We start from the raw sequence: 19232 nt of genomic DNA, 5'->3' as shown, positions 1-19232 counted from the left end.
ACCCCGGCGCACCGAGCCCTCCGCCGCACCCGCCCCGCACCGGAGGGGGTGCGCCCGCGAACGGCGGCCCACGGACACGGCCGCCCGCCTCCCCCGGGCGGCCCGCACCTACGTTTCCCCCGGCGGTGACGCTCGTTGGTCGGGGCGTGACCCCCCTCAGACGCGCCCCGCGCACGGCAATGTCCCTGGTCGCCCTGGCCCTCTGCGGGTTCCTGCTCGCCACGACGGCCGGCTGCGGACCCGACGGTCTGGTCGGCGAACCCCGCTCGCCGAAGGACGCCATCCGTGTGACTCCGGACGACTCGGCACGGGACGTCCCCCTGGACGAGCGGCTGCTGGTCCGGGTGTCCGGCGGTCGGCTGGAGTCCGTACGGGTCGTCAGGTCCGAGGACGCGGGCCGGCGTCCGGTGCCGGGCCGGATCTCCGCCGACGGGCTCAGCTGGGAGCCCGCCGCGAAACGGCTCGCGCCCGCCGCCGCGTACACGGTCGACGCGCTGGCGCTGGACGGCCACGGCCGCCGGATCGCACGGCACACCACCTTCCGTACCCGGGTGCCCGAGGAGCGGTTCATCGCGTACTCCGCACCGGAGAACCGTGCCACGGTCGGCACCGGGACGATCGTCTCGCTGGAGTTCAGCCGTCCGGTCACCGACCGGGCCGCCGTGGAACGCGCCGTCCGGATCACCGCCGAACCCCCGGCCGAGGTCGCCCCGCACTGGTTCGGCAAGGAACGGCTGGATCTGCGGCCCGAGAAGTACTGGCGCCCGGGGACGAAGGTCACCGTCGCGCTGCGGCTGCGGGACGTGGAGGCGGCGCCCGGGGTGTACGGGCTCCAGGACCGGACGTTCGGGTTCACCGTCGGCCGGGAGCAGATCAGCGTCGTGGACGCGGTGCGGCACACGATGACGGTCCGCCGCTCCGGGGACCTCCTCGCGACACTCCCGATCACCGCGGGCGCCCCGGAGTCGACCACGTACAACGGTCTGATGGTCGTCACGGAGATGCACGAGACGACCCGGATGAACAGCCGCACGGTCGGTTTCGGCGGTGAGTACGACATCCCGGACGTGCCGCACGCCATCCGGCTGACCTCCTCGGGGACGTTCCTGCACGGCAACTACTGGGCGGGCGGGGTCTTCGGCAAGACCAATGTGAGCCATGGCTGTGTGGGGCTGCGGGATGTGAAGGGCGGCAGCCCGAGCACACCCGCGGGCTGGTTCTTCGACCGCACGCTGATCGGGGACGTGGTCGAGGTGCGGGGCAGCGACGACGGGACGGTGGCCGCGGACAACGGCCTCGGCGGCTGGAACATGGGCTGGGACGAGTGGCGCGCGGGCTCGGCGGTCCGCTGACCGGTGCCCGGCCCGGCCCGGACCGGCGGCCCGCCCGCCCGACGGCCCCGGCGCCCCGTCCGCCGGCCGACCGACCCGGCGACCGGTTCGCTGTCCCGACCGCTGAGGCGGCCACTGCCCCGACCACTGCCCCGACCGGTGTGAGCAACCGCACCGGCCTCCCGGCGGTGAACGGTCGCTAACCTGCTGGGCATGACTGTGCATCTAGAGGTCGCCGAAGGTGTGGGGACGATCCGGCTGGACCGGCCCCCGATGAACGCCCTGGACGTCGCCGCCCAGGACCGGATCAAGGAACTCGCCGAGGAGGCGGCCGGACGGGACGACATCCGCGCGGTCGTCCTGTACGGCGGTGAGAAGGTGTTCGCGGCGGGCGCGGACATCAAGGAGATGCAGGCCATGGACCACGCGGCGATGGTCCGCAGGTCCGGCGCCCTCCAGGAGTCGTTCACGGCCGTCGCCCGGATCCCCAAGCCCGTGGTCGCCGCGGTCACCGGCTACGCCCTGGGCGGCGGCTGCGAACTGGCGCTGTGCGCGGACTTCCGGATCGCCGGGGACAACGCCAAGCTGGGCCAGCCGGAGATCCTGCTCGGGCTGATCCCGGGCGCGGGCGGCACCCAGCGGCTGGCCCGGCTGATCGGCCCGTCGAAGGCCAAGGACCTCATCTTCACGGGCCGTCATGTCCGCGCCGACGAGGCGCTGGCCATCGGTCTGGTGGACCGGGTGGTGCCCGCCGCCGAGGTGTACACCGCGGCCCACGCGTGGGCCGCGAAGCTCGCCAAGGGCCCCGCGCTGGCGCTGCGCGCGGCGAAGGAGTCGGTGGACGCGGGCCTGGAGACCGACATCGGTACGGGGCTCGCGATCGAGCGGACCTGGTTCGCCGGTCTGTTCGCCACCGAGGACCGCGAGCGCGGGATGCGCAGCTTCGTCGAGGAGGGACCGGGCAAGGCCGAGTTCCTCTGACGCGCGCGACGCCATCGGTCCGGCGCGGTTCGGCCTGACGCCATTGATCCGGCGCTGTTGACCCGATGCCGTCGATCCGATGCCGTCGATCCGATGCCGTCGATCCGATGTCCGGACGGTCGGTCGGCGCCCGGTCGGTCCCGCGCCGTCCGGGCGTCGACCCGGACGCCGAAACCCCCTCGTACGGGCGACTCCGGGATACGGGGTGCCGTGGCCGTACCCCGATGGTGCGGTTTGTCGCAGCCTTAAGACAGCCTTAAGCACGTCACGTATGCGGCTCATGGTGATCGCGTGGCTACGGGAGGTCATCGCAGGTCATCGGGTGTACGTGGACATGATCAATGTCCTCGGCATATGCCCAACAGACCCGGCGACAGGGCCTGTTACGCCCACCCGATTCCCCCGGAACGGCCACGGCGGTGCCCCCGGACGGCCATGATGGGGGGTATGGCGGGGCTGGAGGGCATCGAACAGCCGGGACTGCCCGGGGGGACGACCGCGGCACGCTGGTCACCGGCGGTCGCGGACGAACAGGCTTTGCGCGCGGTGGAGTTGTTCGGTGATCCCACGGAGGCCGAGGTGCGGCTGCCGTCCCGTCCCGAGTCGGCCGCGTCGGCGCGGCGGCTCGCCCAGGTGGTGGTGCTGCGGCAGTGGGCGCTGTCCCCGAAGCTCACGGAGGACACCGTGCTGCTCGTCTCCGAACTCGTCGGCAACGCGGTCCGTCATACCGGCGCCCGGGTCTTCGGGTTACGGATGCTGCGGCGGCGCGGCTGGATCAGGGTCGAGGTGCGGGACCCCTCCCGCGGACTCCCCTGTCTGATGCCCGTGCACGAACTCGATGTGTCGGGGCGCGGGCTCTTCCTCGTGGACAAACTGTCCGACCGCTGGGGCGTGGACCTGCTGCCGCGCGGCAAGACGACCTGGTTCGAGATGCGCGTCTGCGACCGCTGACCCGCCGAAGTCCCACCCGCCGTCCCCCGGATGCGTATCCGGGTACACAGAAGCCCCCGGTCTGCCGTTGTACGGTCTCGCGGGGGCTGCTGTGGAGCACCGGGAACACTTTTGGGGGTGTGGTCCCCGGCTGCTTGGGGCGACCTTGGCCCGGGTCAAGGGGGGTCGTGGTTCCGACTATGGCAGACCGTGGCCGATGATCCAAAGGCAAGAATCGGTGCGAAAGTGTATAAAATAGGGCAATCGGTGGGTGAATCATTGGTGAGATGGGCCACTTACCTGGTAAACACCGGATGAACTCCCTGTGTGCAGGTCAATCGACAGGATGTCGGCATGCTTCACGAGGGGCGTGAAAGCGGGGCCAATGGGTGACAATCCCAGCGAACCGGGTTGATCAGGACGTATTCCGCTCCGCCGCCCCTTAAATGGTCCCGTGACCCCCGACCGCCGCACGGCCCTGCGCGCGGGTGCCGCCCTGTTCGCGGCGGGCACCGCCGTCACCGGCTGCGCACCGGCTCCCCTCGCGCGCACACCCCGCCCCCCGGCCACCGGAACCGGTGCCGCGCCCTCGCCCCCGGCGCGGCCCGCCCCCGGCCCGCGCCGCTTCCCCGGCCACCCCGCCGAGATCACCCGGGGCTCCGGCGCACGCCCCGAGATCGCCCTCACCTTCCACGGCGGCGGCGACCCCGCCACCGCCCGCGCCCTGCTCACCGAGGCCGAACGCGCGGACGCCCGGCTCACCGTGCTCGCCGTCGGCAGCTGGCTCGACGCCCACCCCGCGCTCGCCCGCCGTGTCCTCGACGGCGGCCACGACCTCGGCAACCACACCCAGCGCCATCTCGACGTCAACGCCCTGCCGGAGGACGGGGTCCGCGCCGAGATCGCGGGCTGCGCCGACCGGCTGCGCCGCCTCACCGGCTCGGCCGGCACCTGGTTCCGCCCCTCCCGGGCCCAGGGCGCGTCCCCGCTGGTGGCCCGGGTCGCCCGCTCGCTGGGCTACCCGCACGTCCTGTCCTACGGCGTCGACTCCCTCGACCACACCTCACCCGGCGCCCCCGCCGTCGTCCGGACCGTCCTGGACGGGGCGCGGCCCGGGGCGGTGGTCAGCCTGCACTTCGGGTACCCGGACACCGTCGCCGCGCTGCCCGCCCTCCTCGACGAACTGCACCGGCGCGGGCTGCGCGCGGTGACGACCACGGAGCTGCTGACCTGATGTCCGTATCCCTGCACCTCACCCGGCGCGCCGCCGCGGCGCTGCTCGCCCCGGCCGTCCTCGTGGCCCTCGCCGGCTGCGGCGGCGACGGCGGTGACCGGGGCGCCGCGCCGCCCGGCACCGAGCGCGCCGCCCAGCCCCCGGCCCCCGCCGCGGGCGCGGTCGACGTCCTGCCGGGCATGCCGCCCGTCCTCGACCCGAAGGACCTCTACTCCGCCGACCGGCCCGGCGCGCTCTCCCCGGTGGTCAAGGACTTCCCGTCCCGGGTGTACGTCCCCAACACCGGCTCCCGCACGGTCAGCGTCATCGACCCGCAGACGTACAAGGTCGTCGAGACGATCGACGTGGGCGACCAGCCGCAGCACGTCGTGCCGTCCTGGGACCTGAAGACCCTGTGGGTCAACAACAACCGCGGCCACACCCTCACCCCGATCGACCCGGGAACCGGCAAGGCGGGCAAGGCCGTCCCCGTCCACGACCCGTACAACCTCTACTTCACCCCCGACGGCAAGCACGCCGTCGTCATGGCGTCCCTCGACCGGCAGCTCGTCTTCCGCGATCCGCACACCATGAAGATCAAGAAGACCGAACCGGTGAGCTGCTACGGCGTCAACCACGCGGACTTCTCCATCGACGGCCGCTACTTCATCGTCTCCTGCGAGTTCTCCGGCGAACTCCTCAAGGTCGACACCCTGAAGATGAAGGTGGTCGCCCAGCGCAAACTGCCCCTCAAGGGCGCCATGCCGCAGGACGTGAAGATCTCTCCCGACGGCTCCACCTTCTACATCGCCGACATGATGGCCCACGGCATGTGGGTCCTGGACGGCGACACCTTCGCGGAACCGAAGCTGCTGTCCACCGGCAAGGGCTGCCACGGGCTGTACGTCAGCCGCGACTCGAAGGAGATGTACGTCTCCAACCGGGGCGAGGGCACCGTCTCCGTCTTCGACTTCGGCAGGAAGAAGGTCGCCAAGAAGTGGCGCCTGCCCGACGGCGGCAGCCCCGACATGGGAGGTGTCTCCGCCGACGGCAAGGTGCTGTGGCTCTCCGGCCGCTACGACTCCGAGGTCTACGCCATCGACACCCGTACCGGCGCCCAACTGGCCCGGATCAAGGTCGGTTCCGGCCCGCACGGCCTCGCCGTCTACCCCCAGCCGGGCCGCTACTCCCTGGGCCACACCGGGGTCTTCCGCTGACCCGCACCCCGCCGCGCGCCCGGCCGGGGCGTGCGGACGGGGCCGGGGGCGCGGCCGTCCGCCACGGGCCGTTAATCTGACCTTCGTCAAGCAAGGCGACAAGAAGGGGTGGACCCAGTGGCGGACATCGAGGAAGCGCGTAAGGCGTTCGAGCGGTTCGACGCGGACGGCGACGGCTTCATCACGGCGGCCGAGTACAAGACCGCGATGGCCCAGCTGGGCGACTGGAACGTCACGGAGTCCGTGGCGGAGGCCGTCATCGCCGCGCAGGACACCAACAGGGACAAGCTGCTCTCGTTCGACGAGTTCTGGGGCAACCTCAACAAGTAGGCACCCCCGGCTCGCACCCGGCCCCAGGGCCCGGCGCCCGACCCCTACCGGTCGGACGCCGGGCCTTGTCGTATCGGCGGGCGGCGTCGTATGGATGGGCAGTGCCATCGGCGGCCGGGTGCCAGGAATGGCGGGATCTCGCCCCGGGCCGTGGAATAGCGGACGGTGAAACGGAGGTTGCCTCCGTAACGACCGGGCGCGACGGCGGTCGGTCACCGATCCGGAAGGGCTCCATATGAAGATCGGCATCATCGGCGCGGGACAGATCGGCGGCAACCTCACCCGGCGGCTGACGGCCGTCGGCCACACCGTCTCCGTGGCCAACTCCCGCGGCCCGCACACCCTGAAGGATCTCGCCGAGGAGACCGGAGCCACCCCGGCGACCGTCGCGGACGTGGTGCGCGACGCACAGGTCGTCGTCGTCACGATCCCGCTGAAGGCGGTACCGGACCTGCCCGCCGGCCTGTTCGCCGGAGCGGCCGACGGCTTCGCCGTCATCGACACGAACAACTACTACCCGCAGCGCGACGGGTTCATCGAGGAGATCGAGAACGGGCTCCCCGAGAGCCGCTGGGTGGAACGCCATGTCGGCCACCCCGTCGTCAAGGCGTTCAACGGCACCTACGCCGAGGACATCGTCGCCCGGCCCCGCCCGGCGGGCGCCCCCGACCGGCTCGCCGTCCCCGTGGCCGGTGACGACGAGGCCGCCAAGCGGACCGTCCGGGAACTCATCGACGCGATCGGCTTCGACACGGTCGACGCGGGCGGGCTCGACGAGTCCTGGCGCCAGCAGCCGGACACCCCGGTCTACGGGCTGCGCGAGGGCGCCGACGCCGTGACCCGGGCCCTGGCCGAGGCGTCCCCGGAACGCCCGGCGGCCTTCCGCGCCCACCGCGAACCGTAGAGGCGCGCTCGCCGTCCGGGTGACGTGGCGGCGGGCGGGGCGTGTGGCGGCAGCCGGGCCGCTGAGCCGGACCGCCGCGACGCGGGCCCCGGGGTCCGGCTCAAGTGGTTTCCGGGCTCCGGTCAGGTCGGCTTCCAGGTTCCGCCGGATCGGCTTCCGGGGCCATGGCCGGATCCGGCCGTGGCCCCGGCGGTACGGCCGGACCCGTCCACCGGCGGGAACCGTACGCCAACTCCCTCTCGTCATACGCGAGTCGGGCACCCGTGCAAACGGACTCCGGCGTACCGGCGGGCGTTCCCGCACCGGGACGGTGATGGAGGTTCCACGTATGACCCAGCAACCCATGAACAGCGCGCCGTCGGCCGACGAGGCCACCGCGTATCTGGAGGCCGTCCGCGGGCGGCTGACGGCCGACGGATGTTCGGTGACCAAGGCCACCTGGGGCGATCACCAGGTCGTACTCGGCAGCCGGTCGGACCGCAAGGCGCGCTGGATGGGCACCAAGGCCGAACTGTTCGTCCTCGCCGCGGCGGTCCCCGAGGTCGACGCCCGTTCCCTCGCGGGATTCACCGAGTGGGCGATGGCGTTCGCGAGAAGTGTCCGCACCGGTGTGGCCGGTGCCCGCAACGCGGCGTCGGTCCTGCCGGCCCTGATCAGCGGCAGTGTCCAGCCGGAGGCGGTGAACTGGGCGGCGGCGGACGCCCGGCTGCTCGGGGCGACCGTGATCGGCCGCCCGATCACGGTGGAGGTACTCGCCCCGGGGTCCGCCCGGGTCACCGTCTACCAGGGACGGCCCATGTACGGCGGGATGTTCACGGGGCACGTCCTGGAGAAGGCCGCGCGGTACTTCCCCTGAGGGTGCGGCCCCGGGTCCCGTGCCGGGGACCGTTGGGGTTCAAGGCGTCACCATGAGCGGTGCCTTGAACCGCAACGGCTCCCGCCGGTCACCGTGCCGGCGCATCCGTCAGGCGCTGTTCGCCCAGCTCCGCAGGGCAGACTCGGACGAGAAGTCGCCGAGGTTCTTGTCGAGCGGACGGTCCGTGTACTGGTGGAACCGCCAGTCCGCCTTGATCCGGGGTTTCCCCGCGGTCGTGTAATCGGCGATCCAGAGCCCGTCCCCGGCGAACGACGTGTCGTCGTGGTTGAGCCAGAAATCCCGGTTGCAGTACAGCAGCACCCGGTGGGTCGGCCGCAGCCGCTTCACCTCCCGCAGGAAGGCGTCCTTCTCGGCGTTGCTGGCCCGGGTGTTCTCGCCGGTCCACTCCCAGTCGACGGCCAGCAGATCACGGCCCTTCGACACGCACTCCTCCACGAAGTACGCCGCCTGCGCCTTGATGTTGCCCGGCCACAGGAAGTGGTAGAAGCCCACCACACAGCCCGCGTCCCGGGCCTGTTTGGCCTGGGCGGTCTGCCGGGGGTTGATGTAGGAACGGCCCTCGGTCGCCTTCACGAACACGAAGGCCAGTCCGTCGGTCTCGAACGACGACTGGTAGGCACTCACATCGATGCCGCGGATCATACGGTTCGCCTCTCCCGGACCGGGGTCGCACGGCGCCGGTCCGGCCCCCAGCGTGCCCGCCCGGCGGGACGCGTATCCGCCCCTTCCGGGGCAAGACACCCGAAGCGGTGAACCCGGGCCGCGGGTCTTCCCTCCAGGGCTCCGGTCGTACCCCACCTCCGGCCCGTACAACGCCCATCACTCGGACACCGGGCAACTCGGCCGCACCGTAATCGACTTGACTGGGTGTCAGGTCGCTTGTTCAGAGGCGTCACCCGTCTCCCGTGACCGTCAGCACCTCCTGCACGGGCCTGCGCCGGAGTGCCGGGCCCGGCTGGTCGCCGTAGCCGAAGCGGATCACCATCTGGACATGGCTCAGGGCCGACGCCGGGTCCCGTACCGCCCAGCGCAGCTCGTCCCACTCCAGGGCCTCGGAGGCCAGTGAGGTGGCCAGGCCGTCCAGGGTCGCCTCCAGCAGGACCCGCTCCAGGGCCTGGCCCGCCCGCAGCCAGTCGGCCCGGCTGTCACCCGCCGTGCCCAGCAGCGCCAGCTGCGGCGACCGCTCGAAGTCCGCCACCGCCCGTCCGGAGGAATCGTCCCCCGCGTCGAGATCCCGGACCGGGGCGTTCCCCGCGCGTGCCCGGGGGCCGAAGGCGTCCGAGGGAACGCCGTCGTCGGGGGGTGTGTCCGGCGGGTGCGTACGGAGGTCGCCCGTCCAGGCGGCCAGCTCCTCGCGCAGGGCCGTGTCGCTCAGCTGCCGCCGTTCGGCCTCCCGTCCCAGCTCCAGGACCGTCTCGCCGTGGAACTCGTCCGGGAACGCCAGCCGCGCGCCCTCGATCAGCGCGGCCCGGCGCAGGGTGTCGAGCAGCTGCTCGTCGATGCGCTCCTCGGTGAAGGGCGCCCGGCTGGTCCGGCGGCGGCGCAGCGCGGGATACAGGTCGGCCAGCTCGTCGTACGCGTCGGCCGTGCCGTCGTAGGGCTCACCGGACCTGCGGTAGGTCTCCGTCGTCTTGCGGTACGGCAGCCGGGTCGCGTCGTACAGCGCGCGTCCGCCGTCCAGCCGGACCTCCGCGAGCAGGAGCGGGTCGCCGGGGTCGGGCAGCAGCCGGGTCACGGGCTTCCAGCCCGCGTGCGCGGCGGCGACCCGCAGATTGAAGAGCGCGGCGGCGCACCCCAGGTGGGCGGCCCGGCCGTCGGGGTCGGACAGCGCGATCCCGCGGTCGGGATCGGCCCGTACCTCCACGACCCGGCGGTCCGGGTCGTAGCGGAAACGCCACGGCTGGGCGTTGTGCAGGGAGGGCGCGGTGATCGCGTCGGCCACCAGGTCGGCGATCGCCTCCGGGCTCGGTACGGGGACGGGGTCCTGTCCTCCGTCCGGGTCGGGGGTGTGTGCGTCGGGACCGGCTGGGGTCTTCAGCGACACCGTGGCCTCCTCGGGGTTCCCGTTCTTCTGAGCGGTCCGTACGGGCCGGTGAGGTCCGTACGGGACCCGCGACCGTCCCGCACGGTGCGGGTCAGGGCCTGCCGACGCCTGCGGCACTCCCGTGCGCCCGCGAACCCGAGTACGGGTACGAGCACGGGTACCGGTACGGACGCGGACGCGCACACGTCGACAGGGCAATCCTCCCTCTTCGCGTCATATCTAACGACCGGTACAAGTTTGGCGGGTTCCATCACTCTTTTCTAGAGTGGCAGTCACAGCCGTCCCGGGACACGGGCGCCCCGGGGGACGCCCACCCACGGACCCGGTGTCCACCGCGCCCGAGGAACAAGGGGACCGTGAACGCTGACCGCGCCGACCGGGCGACCGACCGGACACCGGACGGGGCCGACGCCCCGGCCGGGGGGCTCGGCGTGCCCGGTCTGCGGCGGACCGTCCTCGCGCTGCTCGCCGCCCAGGACGCGGACGCCCTGGTCGGCGCGGCCCTGGACGCGGTGGGTCCGGGGCCCGGGGTCCGGACCGGTGCCGTCTATCTCGCCAGCGACGACGGCTGGCTGCGGCTGGAGGCCCAGCGGGGACTGGACGCCGAGACCGTCGAGCGCTATCCGGTGATCGCCCCGGACTCGTCGTTCGCCGTCTCCATCGCGGTCCGGGAGCGCAGGCTGCTCCACAGCCTCGCCGAGAGCCCCGCCCCGGGGCCGGCGGGTCCGGGGGCACCGGCGGAGCTGGTCGAGTTCGTCGCGGCGCCGCTGCTGGTGGACGACCGCTGCCTCGGCGCGCTGCTCGTCATGTTCTCCGTCCCGCGCCCGCTGTCCGCCGAGGACGACCAGCATCTGGCGATGGTCGCCGCGCTCTGCGCCCACCATCTGGACCATCTGATGGCGCTGGAGAGCGCGGGGCTCCCGGCCGGCAGCCCCCTGCTCGACCCCGCCGAACGCATCGAGTCCCGCCGCTCCCGGCAGTCGCGCCTCGAAATGGCGATGTCCAGCGGATTCATCGGCTCCTGGGAGTGGCACATCCGGACCGGCGCGGCCGTCTGGGACGAGCGCCAGATGCTGCTCTGCGGACTCGGACCGGACACCTTCGACTCACGGGTCGAGACCTTCCGTGAGGCCGTCCACCCCGATGACCGTTCCACCCTGGACGAGGCGATGGCCGAGGGGCTGCGGAGCGGGGTCTACCACGCCGCGTTCCGGGTGGTGTGGCCCGACGGGAGCATTCACTGGCTGGAGGCCAAGGGCGCGCTGGAGCGGGCCCCGGACGGGACGCCGGACGCCATGATCGGGGTGTCCTGGGACGACACCGAGCAGCGCGAGCGGGGCCGCCGCCGCGAGGCTCGCCGTGACTTCGTCCTGCGGGTGACCAGGGCGTTCGCCGCCGCCCGCTCCACCCGGGACATCATCGACGTGATGGGCCGGATCGTGCTGCCGGAGGTGGGCGGACGCGCGCTCGCCCTGCATATCGAGCACGAGGGACGGCTGCTGCTGGAGGACGCGATCGGCTACTCGCAGCCGATACGTGACCGGCTGCGGATGATGGGCACCGTCCGGGACAACCCGATGGCCGCCGCGCTGCACGACGGCCATCCGCTGTTCCTGTCCTCCCGCGACGCCTATGTGGCCCGGTTCCCCGACCCGCGCATCCGGCCGCCCGAGTCGCACAAGGCGTTCGTGTTCCTGCCGCTGATCTCGGCCGACGGCACGGTGGGCACCTGTCTGATCTCGTACGCCGAACCGCGTGAGTTCACCTCCGACGACCAGACCGTCGCCACCGCGGTCTCCGGCATCCTCACCCAGACGCTGGCCCGCGCCCGGCTCTCGGACATGTCCCGGCGGCGGATGACCGAGCTCCAGCGGCTGATGATGCCCCGTTCGCTGCCCCGGCTGCCCGGCTACGACATCGCGGCGCGGTACCGTCCGGCGGCCGGGGGCATGCAGGTCGGCGGCGACTGGTTCGACGTACTGCCCCGCCCCGACGGCGGTGCCTCGCTGGTCATCGGGGACGTCCAGGGGCACAGCGCGAAGGCCGCCGGGGTGATGGGCCAGCTGCGCACCGCCCTGCGCGCGCACGCCTCCGACGGCTTCCGCGCGGACGGTCTGCTGTCCCGGGGCAACCAGACGCTGTGGGGCCTCGACACGGATCGGTTCGCCACCTGCTGCGTCGTCGATGTGTCCGCGCACTCGGGGGACCTGCGGATCGTCCGCGCCGGTCATCCCCACCCGCTCCAGGCGGAGCCGGGCGGCGCGGTGCACGAGGTGGTCACCCCGGGCGGGCTCCCGCTGGGCTGCCTCCCCGACGACACCTACCCGGTCCACCAGGGGAACCTGCCGCCCGGCGGCACCCTGCTGCTGTACACCGACGGCCTGGTCGACCGCCCCGACCGCCCGTACGACGAGGCCGTGGACGCCGTACGCGAGGCGTTCGCCCGATGGGCCGCGGGACCCGAGGACAGCGATCCGCAGACCCGGCTGGAGTTCCTGGCCGACACCCTCGTCTCCCACGGCTTCACCGACCCCGGCTACGACGACATCGCGATCCTGCTGATCCGCCGCAGCCCGGTGTGACGCGCCGCTCGCGGCGACCCGGACGCCCGTCCCGCGATTCCCACGCGATTTCCCGCGTGCTCCCGGCGCTCGAAGCGGTCCGGGTAAAGCCGGGTATTACGTCATGCCGGGCCACGTCATGCTGAGCTTTACGTAAAGCGGGGAATCGGGTAATGCCGAGTATTACGTAAGGCCGGTCATTACCTGCCCGCGCCATGAAGATGGTGACCGAAATTTCATGAGGTCGCACCTTTCGGGCGATGTTTTTCCGCGATGCTGATTCGGACAAGTATTGCCGCGTCATTGCCGAGCGCGGTGGTGTCGGATAGCGTCTCGAATCGCATTACCGACCCGAAAGCGGATGGAGTGGTGAAAGAAATGTCGATGAATACTTCCCTCAAGCGGTCCCTTGTCGCACCGGCGGCCGGAGCGCTGCTGGCCGGACTGTTCTCGCTCGGGGTCGCGGCCCCCGCGTCGGCCGCGTCGGCCACCACCGCCGGCCCCCAGGCGCATCCCAGCGGCTGTAGCTACGGCATCAACCACCGCTCGGGAACGTACGCCCGATGCGACCACCACAACGGAGGCTCCTACCGGGCCGTGGGCCAGTGCAAGCGCGACACCACCGGAGCAATCAAGTTCGCCTACGGTACGTGGAAGCAGAGCGGCTTCTCGTACTCGTCCTGCGGTGCCGGTTACACACCCCATGTCGCGGGTGTCGAGCTGTCGCCGCGCAACAACACCTGAGTTCGTCCGCCCGACCGAATGCCGCGCATTCCGGCGGCTTTCCGCCCGCCCGGCGTGCCCCTTCCTGGATCTCGCGGAACCGGTCCGCCCGCTGTTCCGTAATTGGCGGGCGGGGCCCACTGATTGCGGAACAGCGCGATTTTGAACGGCTCTCAAGAGTTCGCCGGTGAGCGGGGTGAGGGGCGCGCCCCCACAGGAGCCTTGGCGGTCCGTGTCGCAGCCGAGGCGATCAGACGGACCGAGAGGCGCGGCCTCGCGGGGTCAGACCTTGATGACGCGGACGCCGGGGCGGCACAGCATGAGGAGATCCTCGGGGTCCGACGTCAGTACGGTCACGGGGGCGGGCGAGGCGAGCGCGGTGGCGGCCACGATGGCGTCGAGGGCGTACTTGTGGCCGTGCAGCCCGGCAGCGGCGAGGAGCTTGCTGGCATGGCGGGCGATGGCCTCAGTGGGCGGGACGATGTTCACGCGGGAGACGGCGTGGTCGAAGCGGGCCTGGTTGAGCTTCGGGTCGCGTGCTTCGACCAGTGTGACGGAGCTCGTGACCACGCGGATGTCCTCGGCCTCGGCCGCGGTTTAATCGGTGCGTGACTGATGCCGGCGCTGTTCGCTGAGGGTGTCGGCCCTCACGCGGGACCTCGATGCTCTGCGGGACCGGCGCGCGAGCAGTTGACCTGCACCGACGGCGACGTAAAGCGCGACCAGCACCCCGAGTACGAGGTCGAGCCAGTCATAGGCCGTGCCCCTGAGGAGCGATACCCATGCCCGGGTGCCCGCGACGGATCCGACAACCACGAGCAGCACCGACGCCACGGCATACAGTGCCTTCGCAGCCTTGGGCCGCCGCTCTTTGAGCAGCTCACCACCCGCGCCGAGCATGACCAGCGCGGCGAAGGCATGGTGCGACTCCAGGCGCCCCGTCCCGATCGCGTCCACGGTGTTGATCAGGACGCCGATCGAGCCCACGAACAGTGCACCTTGAGTTATTCGGCGGCTCATCAACCCTCGCTCGCAGTCAGACTTCGGTGGCAATTGATCGATCTTCGCTGTCCCGGGACACCGCGGATCGGAGCCTTGATCCACCACATCGGTACCGACCGGTCGAAGAGCCTGTTCAGGGCCCGCCCCTCAGCACTCGATGATATTCACCGCGAGCCCGCCCCGCGCCGTCTCCTTGTACTTGATGCTCATGTCCGCCCCGGTCTCCTTCATGGTCTTGATGACCTTGTCCAGGGAGACCAGATGGCTGCCGTCGCCGCGCATCGCCATCCGGGCCGCGGTGACCGCCTTGACCGCGGCCATGCCGTTGCGTTCGATGCAGGGGATCTGGACCAGACCGCCGACGGGGTCGCAGGTGAGGCCCAGATTGTGCTCCATGCCGATCTCCGCCGCGTTCTCGACCTGCTCGGGGGAGCCGCCCAGGACCTCCGCGAGGGCGCCGGCCGCCATCGAGCAGGCGGAGCCGACCTCACCCTGGCAGCCGACCTCGGCGCCGGAGATGGAGGCGTTCTCCTTGAACAGCATGCCGATCGCGCCCGCGGCCAGCAGGAAGCGGACCACGCCCTCGTCGTCCGCGCCGGGCACGAAGTTCATGTAGTAGTGGAGCACCGCGGGGATGATGCCCGCGGCCCCGTTCGTGGGGGCGGTCACCACCCGGCCGCCCGCCGCGTTCTCCTCGTTCACGGCCATCGCGTACAGGGTCGTCCACTCCATCGAGTGGGCCGCGGCGTTCCCCTCGGCGCGCAGCTGCCGCGCGGAGGACGGGGCGCGGCGGCGGACCTTCAGACCGCCCGGCAGGATGCCCTCACGGCCCATGCCCCGCGCCACGCAGCTCTGCATGACCCGCCAGATCTCCAGCAGTCCCTCGCGGATCTCCGCCTCGGTGCGCCACGCCTTCTCGTTCTCCAGCATCAGCGAGGAGATCGACAGGCCGGTCTCACGGGCGAGGCGCAGCAGCTCGTCGCCGGTCCGGAACGGATGTGTGAGGACGGTGTCGTCCAGCTTGATGCGGTCCTCGCCGACCGCGTCCTCGTCCACGACGAAGCCGCCGCCGACCGAGTAGTACGTCTTCTCCAGCACCGGGGCGCCCTCGTGGTCGAAGGCGAAGAGCGTCATCCCGTTGGCGTGGTAGGGCAGTGCCTTGCGGCGGTGCAGGATCAGGTCGTCGTCGAAGGAGAACGGGATCGCGTGGGCGCCGACCAGTTCGATCCGGCCGTCCCGCTTGATCCGCTCCACACGCTCGTCGGCGCCCTCCACGTCGACCGTGCGCGGCGACTCGCCCTCCAGGCCCAGGATCACGGCCTTCGGGGTGCCGTGCCCATGACCGGTCGCGCCCAGCGAGCCGTACAGCTCGGCGCGGACGGACGCGGTGTGGGCGAGGAGCCCGTCGTTCTTGAGGCGCCGGGCGAACATCCGCGCGGCGCGCATGGGGCCGACCGTGTGGGAGCTGGACGGGCCGATGCCGATCGAGAACAGGTCGAAGACCGAGATGGCCACGGGAGGACTCCTAGCTGGTGCTGGTAGACGCCGTTGTCTGCCGGATGGTGCGGACCCACCGGTGGGTGAATCGTTTCTGCGGGCCGTCGGCCGGTGGGCCGGTGAGGCTCGTGGTGCGGTGAGGCTTGTTGTGCGGTGACGCTTGTTGTGCGGTGAGGCTCGTGACGCGGTCAGGCTGGTGGTGTGCCGTGGCGCTTGTGGCGCTCGTGGTACGGCGGGTCCTCCTGTGCTCGTACCCGCGTCACGCGCCGGTACGGGCACCGTACGGGCGCCGCGCGAAAGGACGGGTGCGCGGCGCCCGCGGGAAGGGCCTAGAGGCCCGGGTACAGCGGGTACTTGTCGGCCAGGGCGGTGACCCGGGCCTTGAGGGACGCCGCCACCGTCTCGTCGAACGACGGCTTCAGCGCCTCGGCGATCACGTCGGCGACCTCGCGGAAGTCCTCGGCGGTGAAGCCGCGGGTGGCGAGCGCCGGGGTGCCGATCCGCAGCCCCGAGGTGACCATCGGGGGACGCGGGTCGTTCGGGACGGCGTTGCGGTTGACCGTGATCCCGACCTCGTGGAGGCGGTCCTCGGCCTGCTGGCCGTCGAGCTCGGACTCCCGCAGGTCGACCAGGACGAGGTGCACGTCCGTGCCGCCGGACAGGACGTTGACGCCGACCGCGCGGGCGTCGTCCTGGACCAGCCGCTCCGCGAGGATGCGCGCGCCGTCCAGGGTGCGCTGCTGGCGCTCCTTGAACTCCTCCGTCGCCGCGACCTTGAAGGAGACGGCCTTGGCCGCGATGACGTGCTCCAGCGGGCCGCCCTGCTGACCGGGGAAGACCGCCGAGTTGATCTTCTTCGCCAGCTCCTGGGTGGACAGGATGACCCCGCCGCGCGGACCACCGAGCGTCTTGTGCGTGGTGGTCGTGACGACATGGGCGTGCGGGACGGGGTTGGGGTGCAGCCCCGCCGCCACCAGACCCGCGAAGTGGGCCATGTCGACCATGAGGTACGCGCCGACCTCGTCCGCGATCCGGCGGAACGCCGCGAAGTCGAGCTGGCGCGGGTACGCCGACCAGCCCGCGACGATCAGCTTCGGCCGGGCCTCCTTGGCGAGCTTCTCGACCTCGGCCATGTCGACCTGGCCGGTGGTCTCGTCCACGTGGTAGGCGACCACGTTGTACAGCTTGCCGGAGAAGTTGATCTTCATGCCATGGGTCAGGTGCCCGCCGTGCGCGAGGTTCAGACCCATGATCGTGTCGCCCGGCTTCAGCAGCGCGAACATCGCCGCCGCGTTGGCCTGGGCACCGGAGTGCGGCTGGACGTTGGCGTGCTCGGCGCCGAACAGTTCCTTGATCCGGTCGATGGCGATCTGCTCGATCACATCGACGTGCTCGCAGCCGCCGTAGTAGCGGCGGCCCGGGTAGCCCTCCGCGTACTTGTTGGTCAGGACCGAGCCCTGGGCCTCCATGACCGCGACCGGGGCGAAGTTCTCCGACGCGATCATTTCCAGCGTGGACTGCTGGCGGCGCAGCTCGGCGTCGACGGCGGCGGCGACATCCGGGTCCAGCTCGTGCAGAGAGGTGTTCAGAAGCGACATCAGTAGATCCCTCGGTCTCGGGTCAGCCCGCGGAGAACGCGGTGTACTCGTCGGCGGAGAGCAGATCGTCCGGCTCGGCGCCGACGCGTACCTTGAAGAGCCAGCCCCCCTCGAAGGGCGCGGAGTTCACGAGGGACGGGTCGTCGACCACGTCCTGGTTGAACTCCGTGACCTCCCCGGTCACCGGCGAGTACAGGTCGCTGACCGACTTCGTCGACTCCAGCTCGCCGCACGTCTCACCCGCGGTGACCTGCCGGCCGACCTCGGGAAGCTGGGCGTAGACCACATCGCCGAGCGCGCCTGCGGCGAACTCCGTGATGCCGATCGTCGACACACCGTCGTCGCCGGCGGCCGACAGCCACTCGTGCTCCTTGCTGTAACGAAGCTGCTGGGGGTTGCTCATGAGTCGAATTCTCCTGTACGCGGGGGAGTGCTGGGGAACGGGATGTCTTGGTATGCGAGACGGCCGCCGGGACACGGGCCCGAACAGGCCACAGCGGGACGGAGCGGGCCGTGCGAGGGCCCGACCGCCCGCCGCGCTACTTCTGGCGCTTGTAGAAGGGGAGCGCCACGACCTCGTACGGCTCGTGGGTGCCCCGGATGTCGACGCCGACCCCGGGGGTGCCGGGCTCGGCGTGCGCGGTGTCCACGTAGGCCATCGCGATCGGCTTGCCGAGTGTCGGGGACGGGGCGCCGGAGGTGACCTCGCCGATCACCACGCCGTCCGCGACGACGGCGAACCCGGCGCGCGGCACCCGGCGGCCCTCGGCGATCAGTCCGACCAGCTTGCGGGGCGCCTTCGCGGCGGCGCGCTCGGCGGCGGCCGTCAGGGCCTCACGGCCCACGAAGCCGCCGTCCTTCTCGAACTTCACGACCCGGCCGAGGCCGGCGTCGAAGGGGGTCAGCGCCGTCGTCAGCTCGTTGCCGTACAGCGGCATGCCCGCCTCCAGGCGCAGGGTGTCCCGGCAGGACAGCCCGCACGGCACCAGACCTGCCCCGGCGCCCGCGTCGGTCAGCGCCCGCCACAGGGTCTCGGCGTGCTCCGGCGCCACGAACAGCTCGAAGCCGTCCTCGCCGGTGTACCCGGTCCGGGCGATCAGCGCGGGGACGCCCGCGACCGTGCCGGGCAGGCCCGCGTAGTACTTCAGACCGTCCAGGTCCGCGTCGGTGACGGCCTTGAGGATGCCGGGCGACTCCGGGCCCTGCACGGCGATCAGCGCGTACGCGTCCCGGTCGTCCCGCACCTCGGCGTCGAAGCCCGCGGCCCGCTCCAGCAGCGCGTCCAGCACGGTCTGCGCGTTGCCCGCGTTCGCGACGACCAGGTACTCGGTGTCGCCGGTGCGGTAGACGATCAGGTCGTCCAGGATGCCGCCGTCCTCGCGGCAGATCATGGTGTACCGGGCGCGGCCCGCGCCGACCGTGCCGATGTTGCCGACCAGCGCGTGGTTCAGCAGCCCGACGGCCTGCGGCCCGGTGACGGTGATCTCGCCCATGTGCGACAGGTCGAACAGCCCGGCACGGGTCCGTACGGCGTTGTGCTCGTCGCGCTCGCTCCCGTACCGCAGCGGCATGTCCCAGCCCGCGAAATCGGTCATGGTCGCCCCGAGCGACCGGTGCAGGGCGTCGAGGGCGGTATGACGGGGGGCGTTGCTCATGAAGGGTGCTCCCAGGGCATGACGGCGAGGTGATCCTCCCCATCTGTCATCGGAACCTGAGAGGTTCGCCGGACGACGCGCCGTGCGCGGTGAGTCCGGTTTGCACCTTGGGTGGGACCGCTCAGGACCAGGGGCCCAAGGGCTCCCGGTACTGCGGTCCGCTTTTCAGATGTGCCTCGCCCGCGCGGTAACTGGGCCTGAGAGATTCAAGGGAGGGACTTGCTCCTTCGGCGCCCCGGCGTCGGCCGAGGGCTCTCCCGCGCGGATTCAAGCGGCCGGTATGCAGTTGGCGCGCTCATCATTGCACGCATTCGCCGCCGAGGGCAGGGCAGCATCCGTACGGGAGTGCGGAAACGGGAGTACGGACCG

The 19232-nt window shown here is 71.6% G+C and carries 18 protein-coding genes and 1 riboswitch; of the genes, 10 read left to right on the top strand and 8 right to left on the bottom strand.

The features are described from left to right. The first annotated feature begins 179 nt into the window (after positions 1-179). The 8 genes from OG711_RS12020 (at position 180) to OG711_RS11985 (ending at position 7762) form a co-directional block, all read left to right on the top strand. Entirely contained in the window at positions 180-1352 is a 1173-nt protein-coding gene (locus tag OG711_RS12020) for a L,D-transpeptidase (protein ID WP_405674833.1), read from the top strand. A gap of 192 nt (positions 1353-1544) precedes the next feature. Then, on the top strand, positions 1545-2312 hold the full coding sequence (locus OG711_RS12015) for an enoyl-CoA hydratase/isomerase family protein (RefSeq protein WP_073793122.1): 768 nt from the start codon (positions 1545-1547) through the stop codon (positions 2310-2312). 447 nt (positions 2313-2759) lie between these two features. Further along, complete coding sequence (locus tag OG711_RS12010; protein ID WP_073793123.1) at positions 2760-3263, top strand: ATP-binding protein; 504 nt, start codon at positions 2760-2762, stop codon at positions 3261-3263. 433 nt (positions 3264-3696) lie between these two features. Continuing rightward, positions 3697-4476: a polysaccharide deacetylase family protein gene (locus OG711_RS12005; protein WP_329559229.1), complete on the top strand. Its 780-nt coding sequence runs from the start codon at positions 3697-3699 to the stop codon at positions 4474-4476. Beyond that, positions 4476-5672, top strand: a complete 1197-nt coding sequence (locus tag OG711_RS12000) for a YncE family protein (protein ID WP_329559228.1) — start codon at positions 4476-4478, stop codon at positions 5670-5672. Before OG711_RS12005 ends, OG711_RS12000 begins: the two co-directional genes overlap by 1 nt. 117 nt (positions 5673-5789) lie before the next feature. Continuing rightward, a complete protein-coding gene (locus tag OG711_RS11995; RefSeq protein WP_073793126.1) occupies positions 5790-6002 on the top strand; it encodes an EF-hand domain-containing protein in 213 nt (70 codons plus the stop codon). A gap of 235 nt (positions 6003-6237) precedes the next feature. Next, positions 6238-6906: an NADPH-dependent F420 reductase gene (locus OG711_RS11990; protein ID WP_073793127.1), complete on the top strand. Its 669-nt coding sequence runs from the start codon at positions 6238-6240 to the stop codon at positions 6904-6906. Between the two features lie 328 nt (positions 6907-7234). Beyond that, on the top strand, positions 7235-7762 hold the full coding sequence (locus OG711_RS11985) for a hypothetical protein (protein WP_329559227.1): 528 nt from the start codon (positions 7235-7237) through the stop codon (positions 7760-7762). Between the two features lie 108 nt (positions 7763-7870). On the opposite strand, the gene OG711_RS11980 is transcribed toward OG711_RS11985, so the two are convergent. Both OG711_RS11980 and OG711_RS11975 read right to left on the bottom strand, forming a co-directional pair. Beyond that, entirely contained in the window at positions 7871-8425 is a 555-nt protein-coding gene (locus OG711_RS11980) for a GH25 family lysozyme (RefSeq protein ID WP_073793129.1), read from the bottom strand. Positions 8426-8675: 250 nt separating this feature from the next. Beyond that, entirely contained in the window at positions 8676-9737 is a 1062-nt protein-coding gene (locus tag OG711_RS11975) for a nitroreductase family protein (protein WP_073793406.1), read from the bottom strand. A gap of 446 nt (positions 9738-10183) precedes the next feature. Between OG711_RS11975 and OG711_RS11970 the strand changes: the two genes are divergently transcribed. Together OG711_RS11970 and OG711_RS11965 are read left to right on the top strand one after the other, a co-directional pair. Continuing rightward, positions 10184-12409: a SpoIIE family protein phosphatase gene (locus OG711_RS11970; protein WP_329559226.1), complete on the top strand. Its 2226-nt coding sequence runs from the start codon at positions 10184-10186 to the stop codon at positions 12407-12409. Positions 12410-12772: 363 nt separating this feature from the next. Continuing rightward, complete coding sequence (locus OG711_RS11965; protein ID WP_245876961.1) at positions 12773-13132, top strand: hypothetical protein; 360 nt, start codon at positions 12773-12775, stop codon at positions 13130-13132. A gap of 261 nt (positions 13133-13393) precedes the next feature. Here the strand turns inward: OG711_RS11965 and OG711_RS11960 are convergent, their stop codons facing one another. The 6 genes from OG711_RS11960 to gcvT form a co-directional block, all read right to left on the bottom strand. Then, the gene (locus OG711_RS11960; protein WP_329563755.1) at positions 13394-13687 is read right to left on the bottom strand and encodes a type II toxin-antitoxin system VapC family toxin; all 294 of its coding nucleotides are present in this window, start codon (positions 13685-13687) and stop codon (positions 13394-13396) included. A gap of 21 nt (positions 13688-13708) precedes the next feature. Then, on the bottom strand, positions 13709-14098 hold the full coding sequence (locus OG711_RS11955; protein WP_329559225.1) for a hypothetical protein: 390 nt from the start codon (positions 14096-14098) through the stop codon (positions 13709-13711). Positions 14099-14260: 162 nt separating this feature from the next. Beyond that, positions 14261-15628, bottom strand: a complete 1368-nt coding sequence (locus OG711_RS11950; RefSeq protein ID WP_329559224.1) for an L-serine ammonia-lyase — start codon at positions 15626-15628, stop codon at positions 14261-14263. A 311-nt stretch (positions 15629-15939) separates the two neighbouring features. Continuing rightward, a complete protein-coding gene (gene glyA, locus OG711_RS11945; RefSeq protein WP_073793217.1) occupies positions 15940-17208 on the bottom strand; it encodes a serine hydroxymethyltransferase in 1269 nt (422 codons plus the stop codon). Between the two features lie 22 nt (positions 17209-17230). Then, on the bottom strand, positions 17231-17611 hold the full coding sequence (gene gcvH, locus OG711_RS11940) for a glycine cleavage system protein GcvH (protein ID WP_073793218.1): 381 nt from the start codon (positions 17609-17611) through the stop codon (positions 17231-17233). Positions 17612-17747: 136 nt separating this feature from the next. Continuing rightward, positions 17748-18863: a glycine cleavage system aminomethyltransferase GcvT gene (gcvT, locus tag OG711_RS11935; protein ID WP_073793219.1), complete on the bottom strand. Its 1116-nt coding sequence runs from the start codon at positions 18861-18863 to the stop codon at positions 17748-17750. Positions 18864-19038: 175 nt separating this feature from the next. After that, positions 19039-19133: riboswitch (glycine riboswitch) on the bottom strand. Positions 19134-19232: the final 99 nt, after the last annotated feature.

Origin of the sequence: Streptomyces uncialis, from assembly GCF_036250755.1 — a bacterium.
GTDB lineage: Bacteria > Actinomycetota > Actinomycetes > Streptomycetales > Streptomycetaceae > Streptomyces > Streptomyces uncialis.
Note: the sequence above shows the minus strand (reverse complement) of the source record. Positions and strands in the feature narration are given on the sequence as shown.

Bases quoted from the DNA above. Each gene is read 5' to 3' on its own strand.
- OG711_RS12020 (WP_405674833.1), top strand. From the start codon at position 180: ATGTCCCTGGTCGCCCTGGCCCTCTGCGGGTTCCTGCTCGCCACGACG.
- OG711_RS12015 (WP_073793122.1), top strand. From the start codon at position 1,545: ATGACTGTGCATCTAGAGGTCGCCGAAGGTGTGGGGACGATCCGGCTG.
- OG711_RS12010 (WP_073793123.1), top strand. From the start codon at position 2,760: ATGGCGGGGCTGGAGGGCATCGAACAGCCGGGACTGCCCGGGGGGACG.
- OG711_RS12000 (WP_329559228.1), top strand. From the start codon at position 4,476: ATGTCCGTATCCCTGCACCTCACCCGGCGCGCCGCCGCGGCGCTGCTC.
- OG711_RS11990 (WP_073793127.1), top strand. From the start codon at position 6,238: ATGAAGATCGGCATCATCGGCGCGGGACAGATCGGCGGCAACCTCACC.
- OG711_RS11985 (WP_329559227.1), top strand. From the start codon at position 7,235: ATGACCCAGCAACCCATGAACAGCGCGCCGTCGGCCGACGAGGCCACC.
- OG711_RS11980 (WP_073793129.1), bottom strand. From the start codon at position 8,425: ATGATCCGCGGCATCGATGTGAGTGCCTACCAGTCGTCGTTCGAGACC.
- OG711_RS11965 (WP_245876961.1), top strand. From the start codon at position 12,773: ATGAATACTTCCCTCAAGCGGTCCCTTGTCGCACCGGCGGCCGGAGCG.
- glyA (WP_073793217.1), bottom strand. From the start codon at position 17,208: ATGTCGCTTCTGAACACCTCTCTGCACGAGCTGGACCCGGATGTCGCC.
- gcvH (WP_073793218.1), bottom strand. From the start codon at position 17,611: ATGAGCAACCCCCAGCAGCTTCGTTACAGCAAGGAGCACGAGTGGCTG.
- gcvT (WP_073793219.1), bottom strand. From the start codon at position 18,863: ATGAGCAACGCCCCCCGTCATACCGCCCTCGACGCCCTGCACCGGTCG.